Raw genomic sequence first — 23724 nt, 5'->3', positions numbered from 1 at the left:
GGCGAGCGTCGCCAGGATCAGCGGGTTCATGCCGAGGCGCCGGTAGATGGGCAGGAACGCCGAGCAGACGATCATGTAGCTGGTGGTGCCGTCGCCGTCGAGTGCGACCAGGAGGGCGAGCACGGCGGTGCCGACCACGATCCGCATCGGGTCGCCCTTGGAGGCGCGGATGATGAAGGCCGAGATCGGGTCGAAGAGCTTCGCCTCCATCATCAGGCCGAAGTAGAGGACCGCGAACAGGAGCAGGGCCGCGGTCGCGGCAACGGTGTCGAGACCGTTCATGATCATTTCACCGAGCGCGGCACCCTTGCCCGCGATGAGGGCGGCGACGATCGGGGTCAGCATGATGGCGGTGAACGCGGAGAGGTGCTTCCGCATCACGAGCAGCATGAAGCTGCCCAGGGTGGCGAAGCCGAGGACGGCGAGCATCATTGCTCCTTGGGGCAGGGTGAGACCGCCGAGGGGGCGGCCGCGGTGCGATCAGCGATTGATGGGCACGCGCCCGGCCGGGGTCGCGTGTTGTCGCGGCTCCGGACCGTGAAGCGGTGTCGGTGTGGGGGAGCGGCCGGTGCTCCGGTGCCGTGTGCGCCGTGTGCGGCAGTGGCAACGGGGTGCCGGAGCGGAGGCAGCGCGCATGCGAGAACGGACCCGAGGGGCGCTCGGGAGTCTCGGCGGGGCGTGCCCGATGACCGAAAACCGGTTTACCGGTTGGCCGGTAGGAAACTAGAGACCCGGCTGATCGTCAAGAGCGGAGGCGGGGGCAAACGCACCCGGCGATCACCACCCGTAGAGCCTCGCCGGGTTGTTCACGAGGACCCGCCGCAGGTCGGACGGGTGGATTCGTTCGCTGAAGCGGGTCAGGGAGAGGCCGTCGTCCACGGAGAGGTACGGCTCCTCACGGTCGGGGTGGCGACTGGCGGGCGAGCCGCCGGTGTGCGGCCAGTCGGAGCCCCACAGGGCCCGGTCGGCGCGAGCATCGAGGAGGGCGGCCAGGGCCGGTGTCAGAGCGTCGTGGTCGCCGCCGCCGGCCGCGCGGTACGGCGCGGACAACTTCACCCACACCCGTCCGGTCGCCAGCAGCCGCAGGGTCCGTGCCAGTGTTCCGGTGGCCGAGGGGGTCCGCGCCCTGTAGCCGGCGAAGTGGTCGAGCACCACCGGGACGGGGAGCCGGGGCAGGAGGTCCTCGAAGGCCGCCAGCGCGGCGGCGCCCAGGTGCAGGTCCAGGTGCCAGCCGAGCGGGGCGATCGCCGTCGCCGTGGCGTCGATGCGTTCACGCGCCCGGTCCAGGTCCTGGGTGGCTCGTGCGCCGAGGTTGACGCGGACTCCGCGCACCCCGGCCCGGTCCAGTGCGCGCAGCTCGTCCGGTGCGGTGCCAGGGGCGATCACGGCGATGCCGCGTGCCGTGTCGCCGAGTGTGCGCAGGCCGTCCAGCAGGCGGCTGTTGTCGGTGCCGTAAGGACTGGGCTGGACCAGGACGGTACGGGTGATGCCGAGGTGCCGGTGGAGTGTGCGCAGGTCGGCGGGGAGCGCGTCGGGCGGCAGGTAACCCCGATCGGCCGCGTACGGATAGCGGTCGGCGGGCCCGAAGAGGTGTACGTGGGAGTCACAGGCGCCGTCCGGGAGGGCGGGTCCGGGGGTGTGGCGGGTGCCGAGGACCTGGACGGCGCGGGGGGCGGGTGCGGGTGCGGGCATGCTGGCTCCTCGCGCGAGCTGGGGGAGGGGGAGGGGGCGGATGTGCCGCGCTCGGACGCTACTCCGGACCGCGTGTTGGTACAACACTCTTCCAAAAGACCAACCGATGTGCTTAACGTATCCCCAGCGGTGACGTGCCGGGGCGCGGCGCGATCACCGTCCGCTGCGGCGATCACTCGCCACGGACGGTCCGGGACGACCGTCCCGCGCATCCGTGACCAGCCTCCGCCGCTTCCCTCTGAGCCGCCTTTGAGGACGCCCCATGTCCGACCTCGCAAGCACCGCCGCCCCCGCCGACCCCGCGGCGGAACCCCGGCCTCCCGGCCGTTGGCACCGATGCATGGACTTCGACATCGGCATCGTGCCGCTGCCGGTGTTCGTCGTACTCGCCGCACTGATCGCCGGTCTGTCCGCCACGCACCACGTCACCGGCGAACTCGCCGTGGTCATCGGCGTCATGGCGGTCTTCGCCTTCGCCCTGGCCGAGATCGGCAAGCGGCTGCCCGTCCTGCGGACCATCGGCGGCGCCGCCGTCTTCGTGACGCTCGTGCCGTCCTACCTGGCCCACCAGGGAATCGTCCCGAAGGCCGCGCTCGACTCGATCGGCGAGTTCTTCGACGACACCAAGGTGCTGAGCCTGTTCATCGCCTTCGTCATCGTCGGCTCCATCATGAGCATGGACCGCACGGTGCTGGTCCGCGGCTTCGCCCGGATCTTCGTGCCGCTGCTCGCGGGCAGCGTGGCCGCGCTCGCGGTGGGGACGGCCGTCGGCACGGCCACCGGACTCGGCCTCAAGCACACGATCTTCTTCGTCGTCGTACCGATCATGGCCGGCGGCGTGGGGGAGGGGGCCATCCCGCTGACCATCGGCTACGCGGGCATCCTCGGCGCCGCGCAGGGCGAGCTGCTCGCCCGGGTGCTCCCCGCCATCTTCGTGGGCAACCTCACCGCGATCCTCCTCGCCGGCCTGCTCAGCCACGTCTGCCGCAGGCGTCCGGACCTGACCGGCAACGGCCGCCTGGACGCCGGAGACGGCCCCGACCTGCTGGAAGCCGCCGAGACCGCACACGGCGGACGGACCGCGGTGACCGCGCAGCAGGTCGCGGCGGCCGGTGTCACCGCCGTCACCCTGTACCTGGCCGGTGTCCTCGCCCATGGCCTTTTCGGCTGGCCGGCCCCGGTGGTCATGCTGGTGCTCGCGGTGGTCCTCAAACTCGCCCATGGCGTCACCCCGCGCCTCCAGCACGGCTCGCGGTTCGTCTACGACTTCTGCCTGGCCGCCATGGCCTTCCCGATGCTGTTCACCTTCAGCGCCACCCAGACCCCGTGGCAGACGTTGCTCGAGGGCTTCTCGCCGGCACCCCTGCTCACCTGCGTCCTCATGGTGTGCGCGATGGTCGGCACCGGATTCCTCGTCGCCCGCCGGGTCGGACTCCACCCTGTCGAGACCGCCCTCGTCACCGCGACGCACAGCGGCATGGGCGGCGCGGGCGACATCGCCATCCTCACCGCGGCCGACCGTATGCGGCTGATGCCGTTCGCACAGATCGCCACCCGCATCGGCGGCGGCCTCACCGTCACCCTGGCCCTCGTGGCCGCCCACACCGTCGGCCTGTGAACACCCCCATGAAAGGCACCCCGTGAACATCCTCGTCCTGCCCGGCGACGGCATCGGCCCCGAGATCACCGAGGCCACCCTGGACGTGCTCGCCGCAGCCGACAAGAAGCTCGGCCTGAACCTGGCCTACGAGACCCACGACATCGGCTTCGCGTCCCTCACCGCATCCGGTTCGACCCTGCCCGACGCGGTGCTGGACCGCGTTCCGCAGGCCGACGGCGTGCTCCTCGGCCCGGTCTCGCACCTTGACTACCCGCCGCGTGCCGAGGGCGGCGTCAACCCCTCGGCCGAACTGCGCACCCGCTTCAAGCTGTACGCCAACATCCGCCCCTGCCGCTCCCACCCCGACCTGAGCATCCTGCGCGAGCCGATGGACCTGGTCATCGTCCGGGAGAACACCGAGGGCTTCTACTCGGACCGCAACATGTTCGCGGGCGCGGGCGAGTTCATGCCCGACGAGGACTCGGCGTTCTCGATCCGCAAGGTCACCGCGAAGGCCAGCGAGCAGGTCGCCCGCACCGCGTTCGAACTGGCCCGCACCCGCCGCAAGAAGGTGACGGCCGTCCACAAGGCCAACGTGGTCAAGCTCTCGGACGGACTGTTCCTGCGCGAGGTGCGCAAGGTGGCCGCCGAGTTCCCCGACGTCGAGCTCGAAGAGCTGATCGTGGACGCCACCGCCGCGCTGCTCATCCGCAGTCCCCAGCGGTTCGACGTCATCGTCACCACCAACATGTTCGGTGACATCCTCTCCGACGAGGCCTCCGAACTCTCGGGCAGCCTGGGCCTCGGCGGCTCCGTCAACGCCTCCGACACCCTGTGCGTGGCCCAGGCCCAGCACGGCTCCGCCCCCGACATCGCGGGGCAGGGCGTCGCCAACCCCACCTCCCTGATCCTGTCCGCCGCGATGCTGCTGGACTGGCGCGGCCGGCGCGACGGCGACGACCGGCTCCAGCAGGCCGCCGCCCTGATCACCGGCGCGGTCGGCACCGTGCTGGACAACCCCGCCACCCGCACCCGCGACATCGGCGGCACCCTCGGCACCGCCGACTTCGCCGCCGAAATCAGCCGCACCATCGAGCACGCAGAGCACATCGAGCACGCAGAGCACACCGGAGAGACCGCCTGATGATCGTTTCCACCGACCCGGCCACCGGCACCGAACTCGCCCGCTACACCCCGCAGTCACCGCAGGAGGTCGACGGCATCCTCGCTGCCGCCGCCACCGCCCAGGCCGCCTGGCGCCGACGGGACGTCACCGACCGCACCCCCCTGCTGCGGGAGATGGCCCGCGTCCTGCGCGAGGGCCGGGACACCTACGCGGCGCTGATCACCGCCGAGATGGGCAAGCCGATCACGGAGGCGCGCGCGGAGATCGAGAAGTGCGCCATGACGTGCGAGTACTACGCCGAGCATGCCCCGGACCAGCTCGCGGACCGGCCCGCCGCCTCCAACGCCACCGAGAGCGCCGTCGTCTACGACCCGCTGGGCGTCGTCCTCGCGGTGATGCCGTGGAACTACCCCTTCTGGCAGTTCTTCCGGTTCGCCGCGCCCGCCCTGGCAGCCGGCAACGGCGCGCTGCTCAAGCACGCCAACAACGTGCCGCAGTGCGCCCTCGCCGTCGAGGAGGTCGTCCGCAAGGCCGGCGCCCCCGAGGGCCTGTGCCGCACCCTGCTCATCGAGGTCGACCGGGTCGCCGGTCTCATCGCCGACCCGCGCGTCGCGGCCGTCACCCTCACCGGGTCCACCGAGGTCGGCGCGATCGTCGCCGCCCAGGCGGCGGCCGTCCTGAAGAAGCAGGTGCTCGAACTCGGCGGTTCCGACCCGTTCGTCGTCCTCGCCGACGCCGACATCGCGGCCGCCGCCGCCACCGCCGTCAAGGCCCGTTACATCAACGCCGGTCAGTCCTGCGTCAACGCCAAGCGGTTCATCGTCGAGGACGCCGTGGCCGACGAGTTCGTGGCGGCCTTCACCGCCGCGGCGGCGGCCCTGAAGACCGGTGACCCGACGGACCCGGACACCGAGATCGGTCCGATGGCCCGCGCGAACCTCCGTGACACCCTGCACGACCAGGTCGGCCGCAGCGTCGACGCCGGCGCCGTCCTCGCCCTCGGCGGCGAGGTCCCCGACGGCCCGGGCTGCCACTACCCGCCCACCGTCCTCGACCACGTCCGCCCCGGCATGGCCGCCTTCGACGAGGAGACCTTCGGCCCCGTCGCCGCCATCACCCGCGTCGCCGACGCCGACGAGGCGATCGCCCTGGCCAACCGGACCGAGTACGGCCTCGGCGCCGCCCTGTGGACGTCCGACCTGGACCGCGCCCGCCGGCTCACCCGTGTCCTCGACGCCGGTGCCGTCTTCGTCAACGGCATGGTCGCCTCCGACCCGCGCCTGCCCTTCGGCGGCATCAAGAAGTCCGGCTACGGCCGGGAACTCGGCGCCGAGGGCATCCGCGAGTTCGTCAACACCAAGACCGTCTGGATCGGCCCGGCCGCCTGACCACCCCCATTGGGAGAACACCGTGCACGACCACTCCGCCGACGAGCCCTGCTTCAGCTCCTTCCCGCCCGCCGTACTGCGGCCCGCCGAACTGACCGCCTTCAGCCGGGGCGGCGGCGCCCGCACCATCCCGCTGGTCACCCGGGCCGTCGGCGCCGAGGTCTTCCTCACCGGCCAGACCCTCTTCGACGGCGGCGCGGGCATCACCCTGCACACCCACAACTGCCCGGAGAGTGTCACCATCCTCGAAGGCGACGCCATCGTGGAGATCGACGGCACCGAACACCACGTCACCCGCTTCGACACCACGTACGTCCCCGCCGGCATGCCCCACCGGTTCCGCAATGCCTCCGCCACCGAGCCCATGCGCATCCTGTGGATCTACGCCACCGTCGACGCCACCCGCACCATCGTCGAGACCGGAGTCACCGCCCGGGTCGACGCCGAGCACGCCAGGGCCGCCGCCGAGAGCCGCGGCTGACACCAGGAAGAAGCACACTGTGATCACCGAGATCGCCCAGATCGAAGTCCACCCGGGCCAGGAGCAGGAGTTCGAGGAGGCCGTCGCCAAGGCCCTGCCCCACTTCCTCGCGGCCGACGGCTGCGACGGCGTCGACCTGCACCGCAGCGTCGAACACCCCTCGCGCTACCGGCTGATGGTCCGCTGGGAGACCGTCGACCACCACACCGTCACCTTCCGCGGCTCCGAGGGCTTCGCCAAGTGGCGGGCTCTGGCCGGGCCGTACTTCGCGGCTCCGCCGCAGGTCGAACACGTACACTCCGTCCTTGCACCATGACGTCGGCGCCCGGGACCGACCGGGTCCCGGGCGGTCCCGGTCCACGCGGAGGCACCAGACGATGACAGCGCCCACGGCCGCCCACGGCCCCACCCCGCTCACCCGGCGGACGGCCGCACGCATCGTGGAGCACATCGCGTCGAGCGGGCTGGCCGCCGGTACGCGGCTGGTCGAACGGGCCCTCGCCGAGCAGCTGAAGGTCTCCCGCTCGCCGGTCCGCCAGGCCCTGCGCCTGCTGGCGGACGAAGGCGTGGTGGCCGCCGCCGAACGGGGCGGCTACACCGTCGCCCTCACCGGCCCCGCCTTGACCGAGGCGTCCCCGCTCCCGCCGGCCGAGGACGCCGCCGAAGACGTGTACCTGCGGATCGCGGCCGACCGCCTCGACGGCCGGCTCCCCGACCGGGTCACCGAGAACGCCCTCGCCCGCCGCTACGGCCTCATGCCCGGACAGCTCGCCCACGTCCTGCGCCGCATCGCCGTGGAGGGCTGGATCGAACGACTTCCCGGTTACGGCTGGGAGTTCCAGCCCATGCTCACCTCGATGGACTCCTACCAGGACAGCTACCGTTTCCGGCTGACCATCGAACCCGCCGCCGTCCTCGAACCCGGCTTCACCCTCGACCGCGACGCCCTGGAAACCGTCCGCGCCCAGCAACAGCGCCTGGTCGGCGGAGAGATCCACACCATCGGCAACGCCCAGCTCTACGACCTCAACAGCCGCTTCCACGAAGTCGTCATGGCGTGCAGCCGTAACTCCTTCTTCATCGACTCCCTGCGCCGCGTCGACCGCCTGCGCCGCCTCATCGAGTACCGGCGCTCCCTCCAGCGCGACCGCGCGGCCGTCCGGTGTGCCGAGCACGTGCGCATCGCCGACCTCCTCCTGGCGGGGGAACGCGCCGAGGCATCGGCGTACCTGCGCGAACACCTGTCGTCCGTGAGCCAGGAGAAGACGCGCCGCAGGGCGGGTACCGCCGAATGACGGTGCGCCCCGTGGTTAGTGAGCGTTCACCTCACTGCGGCTGACTACGACGAGGTTGGGCGAATGGACGGGCGTGCATAGCCGTGTTCAGGGTCCGCCACACGCGGCATCCCTCAGCGGCTTTACCGCGTCCGCCGCCCTGGCCGCGGACGCCTCCCAGCCGCTCACCATCCCCGTGCCGCGGGAGCGGACCGCCGGTTCCGGTTCGTTCCGGGTAGGGGCAGTAGATGAACCGCAGCTTCATGACGCGCGTGCTGTGCCACCGCGCTGAGCGGGCGAGGTCCGCGCCGCAGGAGCCGTAGACTGCTGTCACCGTCGCGATCTCATAGGCGTCCGACAGGAAAACCTCACGGAAGAATCAGGGTCCTGGGCGAGTGTCACGTACATGCACGCACACCGCCCCCGTACCCCCGCCACCGAGCGCACGCGCCGCTGGTTCATGAACCGTTCCCTGCTGCTCGGCGGTGCCGCCGCCGTGGCGACCATGACCAGCTGTTCCGGCGGAGCGTCCGACACCACCGACTCCACGTCCGGCACCGCACAGAGCGGGATGCCGTCAGGTGGGCCCGGTGGCGCCGGGGGCATGGGCCCTGGCGCCACCGAGGTGAAGTACGCCGACTTCGAAGGGGTCACCACCGACGGCACGGTCGTCGACGATCTGTTCTCGATCCACTCCACCGGTGTCTCGACGGATGCGGTGGTGAAGGCCGCGCAGGCGTTCCTGGACGCGCTCAGCGCCAAGGCGCGCCGGGCGTCCGTGTTCGAGGTGGACGACGACGAGTGGCTGGCCTGGAGCAACGTCGACGGCTACGAACGCGAGGGCGCTCGCATGGGCGATCTGACCGAGAAGCAGCGGAACCTCGGCTACACGCTGCTCGGTGCGGCTCTGTCGGCCGAGGGGCTGGCCCGGACCCGCAACATCATGAAGCTCAACGCCTTCCTCGGTGACTACAACGGTGGTGGCAAGGAGACGCTGACCGAGGGGCACTACTACTTCACCTTCATGGGAACCCCGTCCACGTCCAAGCCCTGGGGCTTCCAGTACGAGGGCCACCACGTGGCCATCAACTACTTCGTCCTCGGCGACCAGGTCGTCATGTCCCCGACCTTCATGGGCTCGGAGCCGACCTCGGCCACGTACAACGGTGAGAAGATCACCCTCTTCAAGCCGGAGACCAAGGCCGGTCTGGCCCTGCTGCGGTCCCTGACCTCGACGCAGCGCAAGAAGGTCATCTCCGCCGACGAGAAGGGCGGCACGAACATGGTCGCCGGGGCCGGCCAGGACAACCTGAAGCTGGCCTACCAGGGCCTCGCCGCCAAGGAGTTCACCTCCGCCCAGCGCCAGAAACTGCTCGACCTGGTCGGCGTCTACGTCGGCTACATGGACGACGGCCACGCCGCGGTGAAGATGAAGGAGGTGGAGGAGCACCTCGACGACACGTACTTCTACTGGATCGGCGAGACCAAGGACTCCTCCGCCTTCTACTACCGGGTGCACAGCCCGGTCGTGCTCATCGAGTACGACGCCCAGTCCCCGCTGGCCTACGGCGAGAACGCCCAGATGGGCGGCGGCGGTGGCGCCCCCAGCGGTCAGCCGTCCGGCATGCCGAGCGGGCAGCCCACCGGTATGCCGAGCGGCGGCCCTGGCGGTGGCGGCATGGGCATGGGCGGCACCCCCACCCAGCAGCACATCCACACCATCATCCGCACGCCCAACGGTGGTGACTACGGCGTGGACCTGCTCAAGCTCCACCTGGAGACCGACCACTGACACATGACGTCCGGCTTCGGGTCAGACCTGTGCGGGGAACAGCAGGCAGTCGTCCGGGCGGATGATCAGGTTGATCTCGCCGTCCGTGTGCCGGACGGGGCTCTCGGCGTGGACGCGCAGGTCGCCGATGCTGAGCTCGTACTCGAATCGCGCTCCGGTGTACGAACACTGCTCGATCCTCGCCCGGAGCACGTTGACGGCACCGTCGTGCGGGGCGTCCGCGCGGTCGGTGAGCGTGATGCGTTCGGAGCGCAGGCCCACGGTGGCGGACGACCCCGCGGAGCAGACGCCGGCCACCCTCAAGCGCTGGCCGGTCTCACCCAGTTCGACCTGTACGGTACCGCTCTCGGTGGAGTCGACGCGCCCCTCCAGGAGGTTGCAGCGGCCGATGAAGCCGGCGACCTCGGGAGTGGCGGGAGTCTCGTAGATCTCGGTCGGTGTGCCCACCTGCTGGAGGCGGCCGTGCATGAACATGGCCGACCCCGCGTTGGAGGTCCTTGAGCCAGACGCGGGCTTGGTCGCGCATCTTCGCGTCCAGGTTGGAGAGCGGTTCGTCCAGGAGCAGGACACCGGGGGAGTAGACGATGCCCCGGGCGAGGGCGACGCGCTGTTGCTGTCCGCCGGAGAGCTGGTGGGGGTAGCGGTCGCGCAGGTGAGCCATGTCGACCTTGGCGAGGGCGTCGTCGATGAGGCGGCGTCGCTCGTCCCTGGTGACCTTGCGGAGCTTCAGCGGGAGTGCGAGGTTGTCGGCGATCGTCATGTGCGGCCAGAGCGCGTACGACTGGAAGACCAGACCGAGGTTGCGGCCCTCGGGGGGCACCCTGTTGCGCGGGGTGCCGTCGAAGAAGACCTGGTCGCCGACGCGGATGGTGCCCGAGTCGGGGGTCTCCAGACCCGCGACACACGACAAGGTGGTGGACTTGCCGCAGCCCGACGGACCGAGCAGAGTGAAGAACTCCCCGTCGGCGACGGTGAAGTTGACGTCCTCCAGGACTGCGGTCCCGTGGAAGGACTTCTTGATGTTCTCGACGACCAGCTCAGGCATGCTTCTTCCCCTTCAGGAGGAGACCGGCGAGGCCGGCGACGACGGCGGTGACGGCGATCTGGAGGGTGGCGAGGGCGGCGACGGAGCCGGTCTCACCCTGGGTCCACAGGTCGATGGCGGTGGTGCCGATGACCTGCGACTCGGCTCCGGCGAGGAACATGGCGGGGGCGTACTCGCGGATCATCTGGGTCCAGATGAGCAGGAAGGAAGCGAGCATCGCGGGCACGAGGAGACGGAGCATGATCCGGGACACCGTGCGCCACCAGTCGGCGCCGGCGACGCGCGCGGCGTTGTCGAGTTCGGCTCCTAGTGCTGTGACCGCATAGGTTCGCCGGGTTGACGGTTGGATGGGCGGTGACGTCCGTTCCGACCGCTGGGGGTGTGATGGCGGAGCCTGTGCGTGTGCGCAGACTGACCGACCAGGAGGGACAGAAGCTGCAGCAGATCGTGCGCCGGGGCAGCACCAACTCAGTGCGCTATCGCCGGGCGATGATGCTGCTGGCGTCCGCCGGCGGGAACCGCGTTCCGGTCATCGCTCAGCTGGTTCAGGCCGACGAGGACACGGTGCGTGCGGTGATCCACCGGTTCAACGAAATCGGCCTGGCCTGCCTGGACCCTCGATGGGCGGGAGGCCGTCCCCGCCTGCTCACCCCTGACGACGAGGACTTCGTCGTCCAGACGGCCACCACTCGCCCCACCGCGCTGGGCCAGCCTGCTGGTTGGCCCGGGGTGCCGGCACTGCTCACCACCACCGAGGTGGTGAGTATGGATCCGTAGACGCCGCCCGTGTGGCCGGCGCGGGCCCGGTGTTCGGTGCGGCGCGGCGTGTCTGTGCTGGGCTGGTGCGGGACGCCGGCGTCACCCTCCGGGTCAGCGTGTCGAGTCGATGCCGTTGGCCGGGCCGTGGGTGTCGGGTCGCCGCGGGCGGCTGTCCCGGCCGGCCGGCAGGTGCGGTGTGACCAGGAAACTGGCCGCAGCGATGCCGCCGGCCGCGAGGATCGCCGCCCTGAGGCCGTCGAGCTGCGCCGCGGCGTAGGAGTCCGCGACGGCGTCAACCTCGGACGGCGGCAGTCCGGCCCGCTCGGCCGCCAAGCGCACCTGATCGGTGGCGACGAAGGTGATCCCGGCCTCGAGCGCGACACCGGTCTGCCGACGGGCCTCTTCGGACAGCCGTGGGTCATCCGCGACCTGGGTGGTGAAGGCGTGGGTCAGCGCACCGATGAGGAGAGACCCCATGAGGGCGGTGCCCAGCGCGGAGCCCAGATTCTGCGCCGTGAACTGCAGCCCCCCGGCCTCACTGCGTTCGGCCTCGTTGGCACTGGACTGCACGACGTTGCCCAGCTGCGAGGCGAGCAGGCCCATGCCCGTACCCAGCAGCGCCATGGCCCCGGCGAACTGGGCGTCGTCGATGACGGGGTCAATGGTGGCCAGCAGCCACACGATGGCCGCCACCAGGGTCGCCAGGGCCAGCCGGACCACCTGGCGCGGCCCCACCAGCCGCCCCAGCGAGGACGCCGACAGGGAGGTCACCAGCATGGTGGCCGACACCGGGAGCAGCCGCAGCCCCGTCTGGAAGGCGTCGAACCCCTGCACCACCTGCAAGTACAGCGGGATGGTGAAGAACAGCCCGAGCAGGATGAGGTTCTGGCTCAGCAGCGCCATCAGGCCGGACCGCAGCGAGGGCCGGCCCAGCAGGGACAGATGCACCAGGGGATCGGCGCCCCGCTCCTCCCGCCGCTGCTCCCAGCGCCGGAAGCAGACCAGGACGACGACGCCCGTGCCGATGACGAACAGCGTCGGCGCGAACCCGAGGACCGTGAACGGAGGATTGCGGGGCTGCACCCATCCCCAGGTGGTGCTCTGCAGCACGCCGAGCACCCCGAGCCCCAGTCCGGCCGCCGAGAGCACGGCGCCGACGCCGTCCAACCGGGGGCGCGGGCCGGTCACCGGCTGCTTCACGATCACCCGGCGGCACACCAGGACGGCCACGACGACCACGACCTCGCCGGCGAAGACCAGCCGCCAGGTGAGGTAGGTCGTCACCCAGCCGCCCAGCAGCGGGCCGACCGCGATGCCCGCGCCGGCGAGCCCGCCGATGACGCCGTAGGCGACGGCCCGGTCCCGCCCCCGGTACGACTGCGCGACGAGGGCGGCCATCGCGGGCAGCACCATGGCCGCGCCCAGCCCTTCGATGACGGACCAGCCCAGCGCGAGCACCCAGAGGGTGGGCGCCACGGCGGTCAGGGCCGAGCCCGTGCCGTAGACGGCCAGCCCGAGAAGGAACATGCGGCGCCGTCCCAGGATGTCCCCGAACCTGCCGCCGATGAGCATGAAGGCGGCCATGACCAGCGCGTACAGCGTGATGACGGCCTGGATGGCGGTGACCTCCGTGTCGAAGTCCGCCACCAGCCGGCTGATGGAGACATTCATGACGGAGGTGTCCAGGACCATCAGGAACTGGGCGGTACCCAGGACGATCAGAGCCCGCCAGTGCTTCACGTTGTCCCCCTCGCCGCGTCGGCCCGAAAACGTTGGCGGCGCCGACCGGGCAGCGGCCGGCGTACCGCTGCCACCCCACCCATCGCATCGGGGATGGCCGCCCCGCGCCTCACCCGCCCCGGGGGAGGGGCCGGAGCCCGGCCGCCGCGGCCACTCGTCCACCAGGATCAGGGGAAGCTCGTCACCGCGTTCCTCGAGCTCGGAGCAGTCGACGTAGTTCCGCGGCATGTGGTCGGCCACCCCCGTGCGCCTGCCCGCGCAGCGTGCCCTGCACGTAGAACGCCCGTGTGTCGACGAAGAGCGCTTCGTTCCGCATGCTGCGGGTCTCGCCCTCGACCTCGTTCATGCCGCAGACCGTCTCCAGCATCGTGTGGAGCGTTGCCGCGTCCGAGTAGGCCCAGGCGGACGCCGCCGAGAGCACGAGCGCGGTGTCGGGTTCATAGCCTGTGCAGTGCACACCGTCCTTCCCCGGTGCGATCGCGGCACCGCGTGCGGACATCCTCGGCAGTCGGCGGGCCGCCAGGACGGGGCCGCCGGGGCCAGCAGGAGCGGTGTCCCCAGCATGCCCCGCAGGAGGCCGGTCGCCGGCTCCTGCTCCCCGCCGGGAGCCGGCGGGGTGGACGTACCCGCCAACTCGCTGTTCATGGCGCCGTCTCTGTCCGGCAGTTGGTGCCCTCAACGGGGGAGAGGTGCGCTGCGCTCGGCCAGCCCTGACAGGCATGACGGCGGCACTGGTGGCACTTCGCCTCGACCGTTCGGATCAGGAAGGAATGGAGGGGCTCGAGGTGCGGATGCAGCAGGCTCGATCGCCACCATGCTGACGACACTGCTCCCGTCGCGGCCGGCACCTTGGCGTCCTGGAGAACGCTCTGGTCAGCGAGCAGGCTGATCCACCGCTACGACTCCTGGCTTGCTGCCGACGGCCCGAGCGGCTCGGAAGGCACCATCTTCCTGCGCGGCTTGCTCCACGTCGGCGCTCTCGCCCGAACAGACTGGCGCGACCAGGTCCGCTACGCACCCGACGGGGTGCGTGCCTCTACCGATCAGCTGGGCCCCGCTGCCTAACCGGCCGGTGCGGGGCGAGCAACTCGCCGCTTCCCGGGCGCTTACCTGTCTCGCGTCGGCCATCGCGGCCGTGGCGCGGGACGAGGTCCGGGCGTGGACGTACCACGCCGGCGGCCGGCGCTCATCGCGACGCGCGGCCACCTGCGGCTCCATCGGTCCCGTCCGAGCAGAGAAGCGACTCACGAGACAGCGGTGACGGCCGAGACCCGGACAGTGGGCTGGACAGGGACGGGTGGTCGAGGCGCGGCGCTGTCGCCTCGGTGCCCGCTGGGCTATGGTCCCCTTCGCGCAGCCGCCCTACCGTCGGAGGCACATGGACCCGGGTACTGGCTGTGGGGCCCGTACGACGACCTGTCGCCGGACCGGCCGGTGGGCCGCACGTCGTGCCTTCGGCGTGGCCACCGACCTGACCGGCCATGCGGTCGCAGCGGGACGGCGAGCGGAAGGAGGGAATCCGTGCGTGGATCACTTTCACTCGACCACGGCCGGCTGCTCGGACGTTCGTCGGACCGTGCTCTGGCTGTTCGTGGCGATGCTGTGCTTCCTGCTGCTCTTCCACGTCATCACCGACGTCTCGCACGATGACGGACTGGCCGGATGGGGCAAGGAGGGCGGGATCGTCCGCGTGATGGTGCTTCCGGTGATCGGTCTGCTCGTGCACGTCATCCGCCTACTCGCCCGGTACGAGCAGTCGGCGAGGGGCGAGTCCGCGCTGATGCCGCCGCGCGACCGGACGCTTCCGAAGCCGGATGCGCCGGCCAGTGGCCGGACCGATCCCGCAGGCCGGAGCACCCCTCGACGAGTGCAGCAGCTGCCGGACGGACCACAGCCACCGGCCGCGTCGAGCGGAAACCCTTCACCAGGAGGTAGCCATGGCGGGCAACCCAGCAGAATCACCGGCCGGCCCGTCGCCCGGGGAACGGCACGGCGCGACGGACCGACAGGCCGAGCCGGTTACGGCAGACCGGTGGTCCGCGAGCACATACGCCGCCCGGGCCACGGCGTCCGGTGAACGCGTCCCGCCGTCACCACAGTCCCGGAAGCAGCGAAAGCTACTGTTCGTCACACTGCCCGGCGGCTGGGGCGCGCTCCTGTTCGCCTGCCTGTCCTTCACCCCGTCGCTGCTTCCGCGCGGCGGCCTCGTGCAGGGCCTGATCTGCGGCATCGCCGCGGCCATCGGGTACGGGTTCGGTGTCCTCGCGGCATCGGTGTGGCGGGCCTTCGCCGACCGGGAGCCCCGGCCGCCGCGACTCCGCTCCTGGGCCGCCTTCGGTATCGCCGCGGCCGTCCTGTTCGGTCTCTTCTTCGGCCTCGGGCAGTACTGGCAGCACGAGATCCGCCGTCTGATGGGCGTGCGCGAGTACAGCGTCGGGCTGGTGGTGCTCTCGCCGTTCGTCGCGGCACTGGTCTTCTGTCTCATCCTGCTGACCGGACGCGCCCTGCGCGGGGCGTACCGCTGGACGGCGGGCCTGCTCAGGCGCCGGATCGGGCCGCGCGCGGCGACCGCGGTCGGCTGGATCGTGGTGGCCGGCCTCGCCTGGGCCCTCGTGACCGGCGTACTGTTGACCGGTTTCGTCGCCGCCGCGAACGAGGCGTTCTCGGTGCGCGACACGACGACCCCGGAGGGGGTGCGTAAGCCGACGACCGGCCTGCGCTCGGGCGCACCCGGCTCACTCGTACCGTGGGAATCGCTGGGCATGCAGGGCCGGGCCTTCATCGGCAGCGGCCCCTCCGCCCGCGCCATCGAGGAGTTCACCGACCGTCCGGCCATGGCTCCGATCCGCTCCTACGCCGGTCTGGAGAGCGCCGACAGCACGGAGTCCCGGGCCGCCGCGGCGGTCGAGGACCTGAGCCGGCACGGCGGCTTCCAGCGTCGGCATCTGCTCGTGGTGACCACGACCGGAAGCGGCTGGGTCGATCCGGCGTCGGTGGACACCTTCGAGTACCTCACCGGCGGCGATGCGGCGACCGTGGCGATCCAGTACTCCTACCTTCCGTCCTGGATCTCCTACCTGGTCGACCAGAGCAAAGCCCGCGAAGCGGGCCGCGCGCTGTTCGACGCCGTCTACGACCGTTGGTCGAAGCTGCCCCACAGCAGCCGCCCCCGGCTGTTCGTCGCCGGGGAGAGCCTGGGCTCGTTCGGCGGCGAGACCGCCTTCAGCGGCGAGCACGACCTGGCGAACCGCACCGCGGGCACGTTGTTCGCGGGCCCGCCCAACTTCAACACCCTCTTCCGCGAGTTCAGCGACCACCGTGACGCCGGCAGCCCCGAGGCGCAACCTGTCTACAAGAACGGGCGGACCGTGCGGTTCACGAACGATCCGCACACGGACGTCCCACCCGTGGACGAGCCGTGGGCAGGCAGTCGTGTCCTGTACCTGATGCACCCGTCGGACCCGATCGTCTGGTGGAGCCCGCGCCTCGCCCTCCACCGGCCGGACTGGATCGGCCAGCCTCCGGGCGACGACGTCCTGCCGGGCATGTTCTGGTTCCCCTTCGTGACCTTCTGGCAGGTCACCGCCGACCTGCCGTTCGCCACCGAGGTACCGGAGGGCCACGGGCACAAGTACACGGCCGAGTACGTCGACGGATGGAACACCGTCATGCGGCCTGCGGGTATCACCACTCAGCAGCTCGAAGAACTGAAGAAAACCGTCGCGGCCGGCGGGTGAACCCCGCCGGCACCGGTGCCGCCATCCGGCCCCGCGCGGACGGCTCACCCCGAGGGCCTCATCGTCATGTCGTGCCGGCCCGCGGCCGGCATGCCCGCGGGTGACAGGGCGTGCATTCCCGGCACTCCCGCCACCACAGTCAGGACCAGCCACATCCAACGCGCACCGGTCGTCTCACGGCCGGTGTGAGCGCGGGACACCATGGGCGCATCGTAGGGGAGCTCCCGCCCGGCGCCGGGGCAGCAATCAGGTCCACGCCCGCCTGCCCGCGCCGCAGTGCGGCCAGCACCCAGCCGGCTGCGGGACCGAGTGCCGCGGCGGTGGCCGACGCCCAGCACAGGCCGGCGAGCCCGGCGGACCCCACCGCCCACAGGACACCGCCGACGGCCACGGCAGACGTCGTGACGGCCAGGAGAGCCGGCTCCGGTCCGAGCGACGGAACTCCGCACGCCGGGCCCGCGACGGCCCGATTCGTGTCCTGGGTGACGCCGTTCCTGGCATCCTTCACCTCCGGCGCTACCGTCGCCCGCGCCCGGCCGTGCGCCCCGACGGCGGCGGATTCGGCCGTGACCTCCCACCCGAGGCGTGCAGCAGGGCAGCAGGCCCCGGCAAGGGGTGGCCGCGTGCAGCAGGGCAGGCCCCGGCAAGGCCCCGGCAAGGCGTGGCCGCGTGTGCTCCGGTTCTCTCCTCTTCCCAGGGGTGCGGTCGCGCGGCCGCCGAGCCAGGGGCCGGGCGGCACACCGTCGGCTCCGTCCGGCCCATGTACGGGCGCGCTGGACGTCAGCGGCCCGGCGACGGGGCTGGGACCGAGAAGGTCTTCCTCCCGGTGGTTGGCCGATGGCACCGTGACGATGAAACCTCGGTGCGGCGTCACCGTGCGGTCGGCCGGAAGCGTCGGCGGCGGGATTGCCACCTGCGGGCCGGTGAGACGCCGCCGTATCCGCCGCGCTGCCGGAGGAACACGCATGAACGGTGAGCCTGACGCGATGCTCGTTCCCATACTGCGGAACCTGCGGGCCGTCGTGTTCGACACCGACGGGGTGATCACGGACTCGGCCCGAGCGCACGCCGCCGCATGGAAGACCACCTTCGACGCCTACCTGGCCGAACATCCGCCCCCTGAGCCCGGGCAGCGCCGCTGCTTCGACGTCCGGGACGACTACCGGCTACACGTGGACGGCCGGTCCCGGCTCGACGGCGCCGCCGCCTTCCTCGCCTCACGCGGCCTGCACCCACTACCCGAGACGGTGCGGACCATCGCCGAGGCCAAGGAGCGGCTCTTCTCCGCGCGGCTGCGCGAGCAGGGCATGGACGCCTATCCGGGCACCGTGCGGCTGGTGCGCGCCCTGCGCCGGGCGGGTGTCCGGTGCGCGGCGGTCTCCGCCTCCCGCCACGCCCGGGAACTGCTCGCCCGGGCGGCCGTCCTCGACCTCTTCGACGTGCTGGTCGACGGGGCGGAGGCGGCACGGCTGGGCCTGCCGGGCAAACCGCGGCCCGACCTCTTCCTCGAGGCAGCTCGCAGGCTCGGCGTCCCCGCCGGCCGTACCGCCGTCGTCGAGGACGCGGTGGCGGGTGTGCAGGCGGGCCGGAGGGGCGGCTTCGCGCTCGTCGTCGGCGTGGCCCGCGACCCGGGTCCGGACGCCGGGCAACGGCTGCTGCGGCACGGTGCCGACATCGTCGTACGAGATCCCGGGGAACTGCTCGCGTGAGAAGCCGTGGGTGCTGATGCCATCAGGCCGCCCGGAAGGGCCCGAGCCGTGGGTGGAGCCGGCCGCCCAACTCCTCCTCGCGAGATAGCCGTCGTCCGTCGTCGGCAAGACGGGCGCTGTCACGTCGGCTCGATGTCCCTGGGGACGGACGCGGGCGAAAGATGAGATGCGCGGAAGACGGGACTTCTGTCCCTGTGTGTGGACCGGTCGGCCCGGCTCGACCATGCCGTGGCGGCGCGATGATGGAAGTGGGCGAAGGTTCCTTCGCCCCAGGACGGCGGGTGAGGCGCGGTGGCGGCTCCCCCTGTTCGGCCACGGTGCACCGGCTCGCCGGGGAAGCCACGGCGTGGTCGATGCACTGTGGCTGCGGCCGGGAGTGTGCGGGAGCGCATCCGGCCGCGTGTCCGTGCGGATGCGCCGCACGGACACTCCCTGTGCGGTGCATACGGGGAGCATGAGGCGGTCTCCGTCCACAGCCGGCGGCACGGCGGTTCCCGCTCCGGACCGATGTGATCGCCGAGCACGGGCTCGGCGCAGGTCGCCCTCACGGCACCGGGCGTGCGGAAGCACTCCGGCGTCGTCCGGAAGGGCGGACGGGGGATGAGGGCGGCGGAACCGGTGACCGCGGCTGCCGAGCCCGAGTCGCCTGCTGGTCGGGTCGGGTCGGGGTGGCCAGGTACTCGGAGCCGCCGATCGTCCTCGGCGGCGCGGGAAGAGCGCCCTGACGAGCGCCCGCCGCGGCCGGGTGTACCGGGTACCGGGTGTACCGGGTGTACCGGGTACAGCGGGGAACAGCGGTGTCAGCCGTCCGTCGACGTCGTGGGTACCCGCCACACCAGTCGTGTGCCGCCGCCCTCCGGCCGCGGCCCCACCGTCAGGGTGCCCCCGAGCGCGGTGGCCCTCTCCCGCAGGTTCGCCAGTCCGCTGCGGACGGCGCCGTGCGGCACCCCGCATCCGTCGTCCGTGACCGCGAGCGTCAACTCGCCGCCGACACAGCGCAGATGGACGTCCACGGCGTGCGCTCCGGAGTGCCGGGCGGCGTTGCTGAGCGCCTCGCCGAGCACGGCCGGTACATGGTCCGCGACCTCGTCGGGGACCTGAGTGTCGACGAGTCCCTCGACGCGCAGCGCGGGTGCGAACCCGAAGGAGGTCGCGGAGGCCCGCACCGCCTCCGTGGCCTGTGCGCGCACTCCGCCCGCCGCCGTCCCGGCGCCGCCGTGTGTACGCAGGCCGAGGATGGTCGATCAGATGATCTTGATGGTCGCGTCGAGGTCGTCGACGACCCGGGACAGCCGTACCAGGGCCTCGGGGTGGTCCACGAACCGCCGGGTGCTCTGCAGCGTCATCCCGGCCGCGAACAGCCGCTGGACGGCGAGGTCGTGCAGATCGCGGGCGATGCGCCCACGGTCTTCCAGCAGCGCGATCTGTTCGACGTCCCGGCGCCGTTCGGCGAGTTCGAGGGCGAGTGCGGCCTGTCCGGCGAAGCCGAGCAGGGGCCCGGTGTCGGCGTCGGCGAACGGGGCGCCGCCTGCCCGCCGCGCCAGCAGCAGCACGCCGCGGGCCTTTCCGTCCGCGCCGAGGGGGACGGCGACGACGGGTCCCAGCCCGGCCCAGTGCGCCTGGCGCCCGCCCGTACGTCGTGCCGCACATCCGCGCTCACCACCGGCTGCGACGTGGTCAGGGCGGCTCCGACGAAGGCGTCCCGCGCGGACAGCACGAGCCCGCTCCGCTCCTCGGCACCGGTCCCGACCGCGACGGCGGGCCGCAGACGGTCCGCCCCGGGAACGTACTCCGCGATCAGTCCGAGGTCGGCGGCGACGATCCGGCGGGCCTGCTCGACGATCAGTGCCAGCACCTCCGTGCCCGGTGCCCCCGAAAGCAGGGTGCTCGTGATCTCCGCGCCGGCCCGTTGCCACCGCTCCCGCAGCCGGGTCTCCTCGTACAGCCGCGCGTTCTCCACGGCCACCCCGGCGGCCACGGCGAGCGTGGACAGCACCGCCTCGTCCTCGGCGTCGAACCCGGCCGCGCCGCGCTTCTCGCTCAGGTAGAGGTTGCCGAAGACCCGGTCGCCCGCCCGGACGGGCACGCCCAGGAAGGAACGCATCGGCGGGTGGTGGGCCGGGAAGCCGTACGAGGCCGGGTGCCCGGACAGCTCCGGCAGCCGCAGCGGCTCGGGGTGCCGGATCAGCTCGCCGAGGATGCCGTGCCCGCGGGGCAGGTCGCCGATCTGTGCCCGCCGCTCCTCGTCGACGCCCACGGTGAGAAACTGCGACAGTCGGCGGTCCTCTCCGATCACGCCCAGCGCCCCGTACTCGGCATCCACCAGTACCACGGCCGCCTTCACGATCCGCCGCAGCACCTGGGGAAGGTCAAGCCCCCGCCCGACCGACAGCACCGCCTCCAGCAGGCCGTGCACGCGATCCTGGGCGCCGCGCGCCATGTCGATGCGCGCCTGCAACTGATTCAGCAACTCGTCGAGCCGCAGATCGTGCTGCCCGGCGCTCCCGCGCTCATCCGCGTTCCCCATCGCCCCTCCGGCCTGCGCGACACGAGTGGACCGACCGGATCACCGGCCCTCACCGTAGCAGCTGTAAGCGTTTGCCGGACGTGGTCCTCACATGCGCAGGGAGGTTCCGGCCACAGCCACAGCCACAGGGAAGGGCGACGGCCCTGGCTGCCGACCGGGCACCCGCACTCGCCACGGCCGTGAGGAGACGTGAAGGAAGGCAGTGGACCAGGCCCTGGCCCACTGCCGCGCCCACCGGGCCGAACCGCGCGTGCACCGGTCGGACGTGTTGAGGGACCAGTGGCCCCTGCCCTTCGCGACACTCCGCCCCGATGCTGGACTCGGACCCCCTTACCAGGGAGAGGAGGAGGGGACCGTGCTCCGTACCGTCACGGTGGGCCTCGACGGATCAGCCGAGAGCCGGGCCGCCGCCGAGTGGGCTGCCCGCGAGGCGCACCTGCTGGACCGGCCGTTGAAACTGCTGCATGTCCTGGAGCCCTTGCCGGAACCTGCCGCGCAGGCGCCGCTTCTGGGGCCCGAGACGCTTCAGGACTGGGAAGAGGAGGGTGAGCAGGGAGCGCCCCCGGCCGGAGGCTGGGAGCACATCGTCCGGGAGGCCGCCGAGGGGCTGCGGCTGCGGCACCCCGGTGTCGAGGTGACGGCCGAGCAGGTCACCGGCCGCCCGGGCGAGGTGCTGTGCGCGGCGGCGAAAGACGCCGAGTTGCTCGTTCTGGGCTCGCGGGGTCTGGGCGGGGTCGGGGGGTGGCTGCTGGGCTCGGCCGGGTTGTTCGTGGTGGCGCGGGCGGAGCGGCCGGTGGTGCTGGTGCGGGCCGGGGAACAGGCGGCGGACGAGCACGAGATGGATTCGGCGGGTGTACCGTCGGCCGCGACCGCGTTCCGGTCCGTCGTCCTCGCTCTGGACACCGCGAGCCCGGACGAGGCGCTGATCGCCTTCGCCTTCGAGGCAGCCCGCCGCCGGGCCACGTCCCTGCGCGTCGTGCACGGCTGGGAAGCGCCGCCCTACTACGCGTACGGCCTGGCCGGGGCCCCGGAACTGCACGAGACGCTGGCGCGGAGCAGAGCCGCCGCGGTGGCCGAGGCGCTGCGCCCCTGGCGGCAGAAGTTCCCGTACGTGGAGGTGTTCGAGCAGGCCCGCTGCGGCAGCCCCGCCCCGCACGTGATCAGCGCCTCCCGTGACGCCTGTCTGGTCGTGGTGGGCCGACGCGTCCGGCGCGGCCCGCTGGGCGCGCACATCGGGCCGATCACCCATGCGGTGCTGCACCACGCCGCGGTTCCCGTCGCTGTCGTCCCGCACAGCTGAGCATCCTGACCACCCCTCCTCGAAGGGAGGCATCATGCCGGCACCCCCGTGGGTCGTCGCTACGGACGGGGCCGCGCCGCACGACCACGCCGTTTCGTACGGACACCAGGAAGACGGACACCAGGAAGACGGCTACAGGGTCACCGCTCCGACCGTGCTGTCCCGCATCCCGGTGAGTATCGTCCCGACCAGCACGGGCGCCGCCCGCGCCGTCGGCCTGGTCCTGCCCGACCTGGCCGGCGCCCTGGACGGCATCGCTGTCCGCGTGCCGTCGACAACGGCCCGCTGCGCACACCCGGCACACCCGCCACGGACAGAGGAACCGCAAGGGCCGGTCGGCCCCCTCGCCCGACCCCGGACAGCCCATGGAAGTCGGCCCTCGACCCGCTGGATGCTCGAAGTGTGAGGAGGCACTCCGGAGGCCGCCATGACGCACGATCACGAGGTGCTGGACCGTTCGCCGGTGCACGCCCTGCTCGCGGACGGCACCACCGTGTGCATCCGTCCCGTCCGGCCCGGCGACCACGAACGGCTGCGGGACCTGTACGAGCGGATATGTCTGGACAACCTGCGCCTGCGGTTCTTCGCCGTGAGCCGCCGGTCCGCGGCCATGGCCGTCGACCGAGCCTGCGGCCCGGCGTGGCCGGGCTACCGGGCCCTGCTCGCCGAGACGCGGGGCGGGATGATCGGCCTCGCCGAATACGACACCGGCAGGGGAGAGGCCACGGCCGGGACAGGGACAGGGACGGGAACAGGAACAGGGACACGGCGGGTGCCGCGGGCACCGTCACCGCCGAGGTGTCGGTGGCGGTCGCGGCCGGTCTGCACCACCGCGGGGTGGGCACCCTGCTCGTCGAGCACCTCGTCTCCGCCGCCCGCGCGGACGGCATCACCGCCTTCACCACCGACGCGCTGTGCGAGAACCGTGAGGTGCTCGACCTCTTCGCCGACCTCGGTCTGCGCACGGCCCGGCACTTCGACGGGCCCGAGGTGCGCCGCACCATCCGGCTGGACCAGGACGACGCGTACCTGTCGGCCGTGGAGGAGCGGGGCCGGGCCGCCGATGTGGCCAGCCTGCGCCCGCTGTTCCGGCCGGACGCGGTCGCTGTCGTCGGCGCCGGGCGCCGGCCCGGGTCGGTGGGCCAGGAGATCCTGCACCACCTGAAGGCGGTTGGCTTCACCCGCCGCCTGTTCGCCGTCAACCCCGCGGCCAGGACTTCTACCTGCGACGGCTCCGCTGAGCCACCGAGCCCGCCGAGCCGGCCGAGGAGGTACCGACATGAAACACGACAAGATCGGCTCCGTGATGACCACGGACGTGGTCCGGGCCGCGTACGGCACCCCGTTCAAGGAGGTGGCCCGGTTGCTGGTGGAACACCGGATCAGCGGACTGCCCGTGGTCGACGACGACGAGAAGGTCATAGGCGTCGTCTCCGAGACCGACCTGATGGCCCACCGGACCACTGCCCCCGGCCGGTCGGAGCCCGGCCGCCGCCGCACCCGGTTCACCGCGCCGACCCCCGCCGCCCGGCGGCGGGCCGCGAGGGCGACGGC

The 23724-nt window shown here is 72.0% G+C and carries 17 protein-coding genes and 5 pseudogenes; 15 read left to right on the top strand and 7 right to left on the bottom strand.

Annotation, left to right across the window (positions count from 1 at the left end):
* Together UW392_RS20040 and UW392_RS20035 are read right to left on the bottom strand one after the other, a co-directional pair.
* A partial coding sequence (locus UW392_RS20040) for an SLC13 family permease (protein ID WP_320776410.1) occupies window positions 1-432 on the bottom strand: 432 nt, incomplete at its 3' end.
* 345 nt (window positions 433-777) lie between these two features.
* Window positions 778-1692 (bottom strand): amidohydrolase family protein, encoded by a 915-nt coding sequence (locus UW392_RS20035; protein ID WP_320776409.1) that lies wholly within the window; start codon window positions 1690-1692, stop codon window positions 778-780.
* Window positions 1693-1954: 262 nt separating this feature from the next.
* Here UW392_RS20035 and UW392_RS20030 point away from each other — a divergent pair, with 262 nt between their 5' ends.
* The 7 genes from UW392_RS20030 (at window position 1955) to UW392_RS20000 (ending at window position 9353) form a co-directional block, all read left to right on the top strand.
* Entirely contained in the window at window positions 1955-3310 is a 1356-nt protein-coding gene (locus UW392_RS20030) for a 2-hydroxycarboxylate transporter family protein (protein ID WP_320776408.1), read from the top strand.
* Between the two features lie 22 nt (window positions 3311-3332).
* Complete coding sequence (locus UW392_RS20025) at window positions 3333-4436, top strand: isocitrate/isopropylmalate dehydrogenase family protein (protein ID WP_320776407.1); 1104 nt, start codon at window positions 3333-3335, stop codon at window positions 4434-4436.
* Entirely contained in the window at window positions 4436-5806 is a 1371-nt protein-coding gene (locus tag UW392_RS20020) for an NAD-dependent succinate-semialdehyde dehydrogenase (RefSeq protein WP_320776406.1), read from the top strand. The genes UW392_RS20025 and UW392_RS20020 overlap by 1 nt, the downstream gene beginning before the upstream one ends.
* A 22-nt stretch (window positions 5807-5828) precedes the next feature.
* A complete protein-coding gene (locus UW392_RS20015) occupies window positions 5829-6287 on the top strand; it encodes a cupin domain-containing protein (RefSeq protein ID WP_320776405.1) in 459 nt (152 codons plus the stop codon).
* Window positions 6288-6306: 19 nt separating this feature from the next.
* Window positions 6307-6603 carry an antibiotic biosynthesis monooxygenase family protein gene (locus UW392_RS20010; RefSeq protein WP_320776404.1) on the top strand — a complete coding sequence of 99 codons (297 nt, stop codon included), beginning with the start codon at window positions 6307-6309 and terminating at the stop codon, window positions 6601-6603.
* Between the two features lie 61 nt (window positions 6604-6664).
* Complete coding sequence (locus UW392_RS20005) at window positions 6665-7582, top strand: GntR family transcriptional regulator (RefSeq protein WP_320776403.1); 918 nt, start codon at window positions 6665-6667, stop codon at window positions 7580-7582.
* A gap of 385 nt (window positions 7583-7967) precedes the next feature.
* Window positions 7968-9353: a DUF3500 domain-containing protein gene (locus tag UW392_RS20000; RefSeq protein WP_320776402.1), complete on the top strand. Its 1386-nt coding sequence runs from the start codon at window positions 7968-7970 to the stop codon at window positions 9351-9353.
* Between the two features lie 21 nt (window positions 9354-9374).
* Here UW392_RS20000 and UW392_RS19990 read toward each other — a convergent pair.
* Both UW392_RS19990 and UW392_RS19985 read right to left on the bottom strand, forming a co-directional pair.
* A pseudogene (locus UW392_RS19990) lies at window positions 9375-10398 on the bottom strand (ABC transporter ATP-binding protein).
* Window positions 10391-10747 carry an ABC transporter permease subunit gene (locus UW392_RS19985; protein ID WP_320776412.1) on the bottom strand — a complete coding sequence of 119 codons (357 nt, stop codon included), beginning with the start codon at window positions 10745-10747 and terminating at the stop codon, window positions 10391-10393. The pseudogene UW392_RS19990 and the gene UW392_RS19985 overlap by 8 nt, the downstream one beginning before the upstream one ends.
* Window positions 10748-10782: 35 nt before the next feature.
* On the opposite strand from UW392_RS19985, the pseudogene UW392_RS19980 reads away from it, so the two are divergent.
* Window positions 10783-11112 (top strand): annotated as a pseudogene (locus UW392_RS19980) (helix-turn-helix domain-containing protein); the annotation flags it as partial.
* 156 nt (window positions 11113-11268) lie between these two features.
* Here the strand turns inward: UW392_RS19980 and UW392_RS19975 are convergent.
* Complete coding sequence (locus tag UW392_RS19975) at window positions 11269-12897, bottom strand: MFS transporter (protein ID WP_320776400.1); 1629 nt, start codon at window positions 12895-12897, stop codon at window positions 11269-11271.
* Window positions 12898-13078: 181 nt separating this feature from the next.
* Window positions 13079-13396 (bottom strand): hypothetical protein, encoded by a 318-nt coding sequence (locus UW392_RS19970; RefSeq protein ID WP_320776399.1) that lies wholly within the window; start codon window positions 13394-13396, stop codon window positions 13079-13081.
* A gap of 960 nt (window positions 13397-14356) precedes the next feature.
* Here UW392_RS19970 and UW392_RS19965 point away from each other — a divergent pair.
* The 3 genes from UW392_RS19965 (at window position 14357) to UW392_RS19955 (ending at window position 18343) form a co-directional block, all read left to right on the top strand.
* Complete coding sequence (locus tag UW392_RS19965) at window positions 14357-14974, top strand: hypothetical protein (protein ID WP_320776414.1); 618 nt, start codon at window positions 14357-14359, stop codon at window positions 14972-14974.
* A gap of 43 nt (window positions 14975-15017) precedes the next feature.
* On the top strand, window positions 15018-16634 hold the full coding sequence (locus UW392_RS19960) for an alpha/beta hydrolase (protein ID WP_320776411.1): 1617 nt from the start codon (window positions 15018-15020) through the stop codon (window positions 16632-16634).
* A gap of 965 nt (window positions 16635-17599) precedes the next feature.
* Window positions 17600-18343: a beta-phosphoglucomutase family hydrolase gene (locus UW392_RS19955; protein ID WP_320776398.1), complete on the top strand. Its 744-nt coding sequence runs from the start codon at window positions 17600-17602 to the stop codon at window positions 18341-18343.
* Window positions 18344-19143: 800 nt separating this feature from the next.
* Here the strand turns inward: UW392_RS19955 and UW392_RS19950 are convergent.
* Window positions 19144-20870 (bottom strand): annotated as a pseudogene (locus UW392_RS19950) (GAF domain-containing protein).
* Window positions 20871-21225: 355 nt separating this feature from the next.
* Here UW392_RS19950 and UW392_RS19945 point away from each other — a divergent pair.
* The 4 genes and pseudogenes from UW392_RS19945 to UW392_RS19935 form a co-directional block, all read left to right on the top strand.
* Window positions 21226-22170, top strand: coding sequence for a universal stress protein (locus UW392_RS19945; RefSeq protein WP_320776397.1), 945 nt, complete (start codon window positions 21226-21228; stop codon window positions 22168-22170).
* 172 nt (window positions 22171-22342) lie between these two features.
* Window positions 22343-22441, top strand: a pseudogene (locus UW392_RS19940) (hypothetical protein); the annotation flags it as partial.
* 156 nt (window positions 22442-22597) lie between these two features.
* A pseudogene (locus tag UW392_RS67025) lies at window positions 22598-23388 on the top strand (GNAT family N-acetyltransferase); the annotation flags it as partial.
* Between the two features lie 61 nt (window positions 23389-23449).
* A partial coding sequence (locus UW392_RS19935; RefSeq protein ID WP_320776396.1) for a CBS domain-containing protein occupies window positions 23450-23724 on the top strand: 275 nt, incomplete at its 3' end.

It is taken from the genome of Streptomyces sp. CRN 30 (assembly GCF_034105845.1).
This window is presented reverse-complemented; position numbering and strand designations above follow the sequence as displayed.

What these genes read in the sequence shown, in the direction of transcription:
- UW392_RS20005 (WP_320776403.1), top strand. Translation starts at nt 6,665, where the DNA reads ATGACAGCGCCCACGGCCGCCCACGGCCCCACCCCGCTCACCCGGCGG.
- UW392_RS20030 (WP_320776408.1), top strand. Translation starts at nt 1,955, where the DNA reads ATGTCCGACCTCGCAAGCACCGCCGCCCCCGCCGACCCCGCGGCGGAA.
- UW392_RS19955 (WP_320776398.1), top strand. Translation starts at nt 17,600, where the DNA reads ATGAACGGTGAGCCTGACGCGATGCTCGTTCCCATACTGCGGAACCTG.
- UW392_RS20035 (WP_320776409.1), bottom strand. Translation starts at nt 1,692, where the DNA reads ATGCCCGCACCCGCACCCGCCCCCCGCGCCGTCCAGGTCCTCGGCACC.
- UW392_RS20000 (WP_320776402.1), top strand. Translation starts at nt 7,968, where the DNA reads ATGCACGCACACCGCCCCCGTACCCCCGCCACCGAGCGCACGCGCCGC.
- UW392_RS20020 (WP_320776406.1), top strand. Translation starts at nt 4,436, where the DNA reads ATGATCGTTTCCACCGACCCGGCCACCGGCACCGAACTCGCCCGCTAC.
- UW392_RS19970 (WP_320776399.1), bottom strand. Translation starts at nt 13,396, where the DNA reads ATGTCCGCACGCGGTGCCGCGATCGCACCGGGGAAGGACGGTGTGCAC.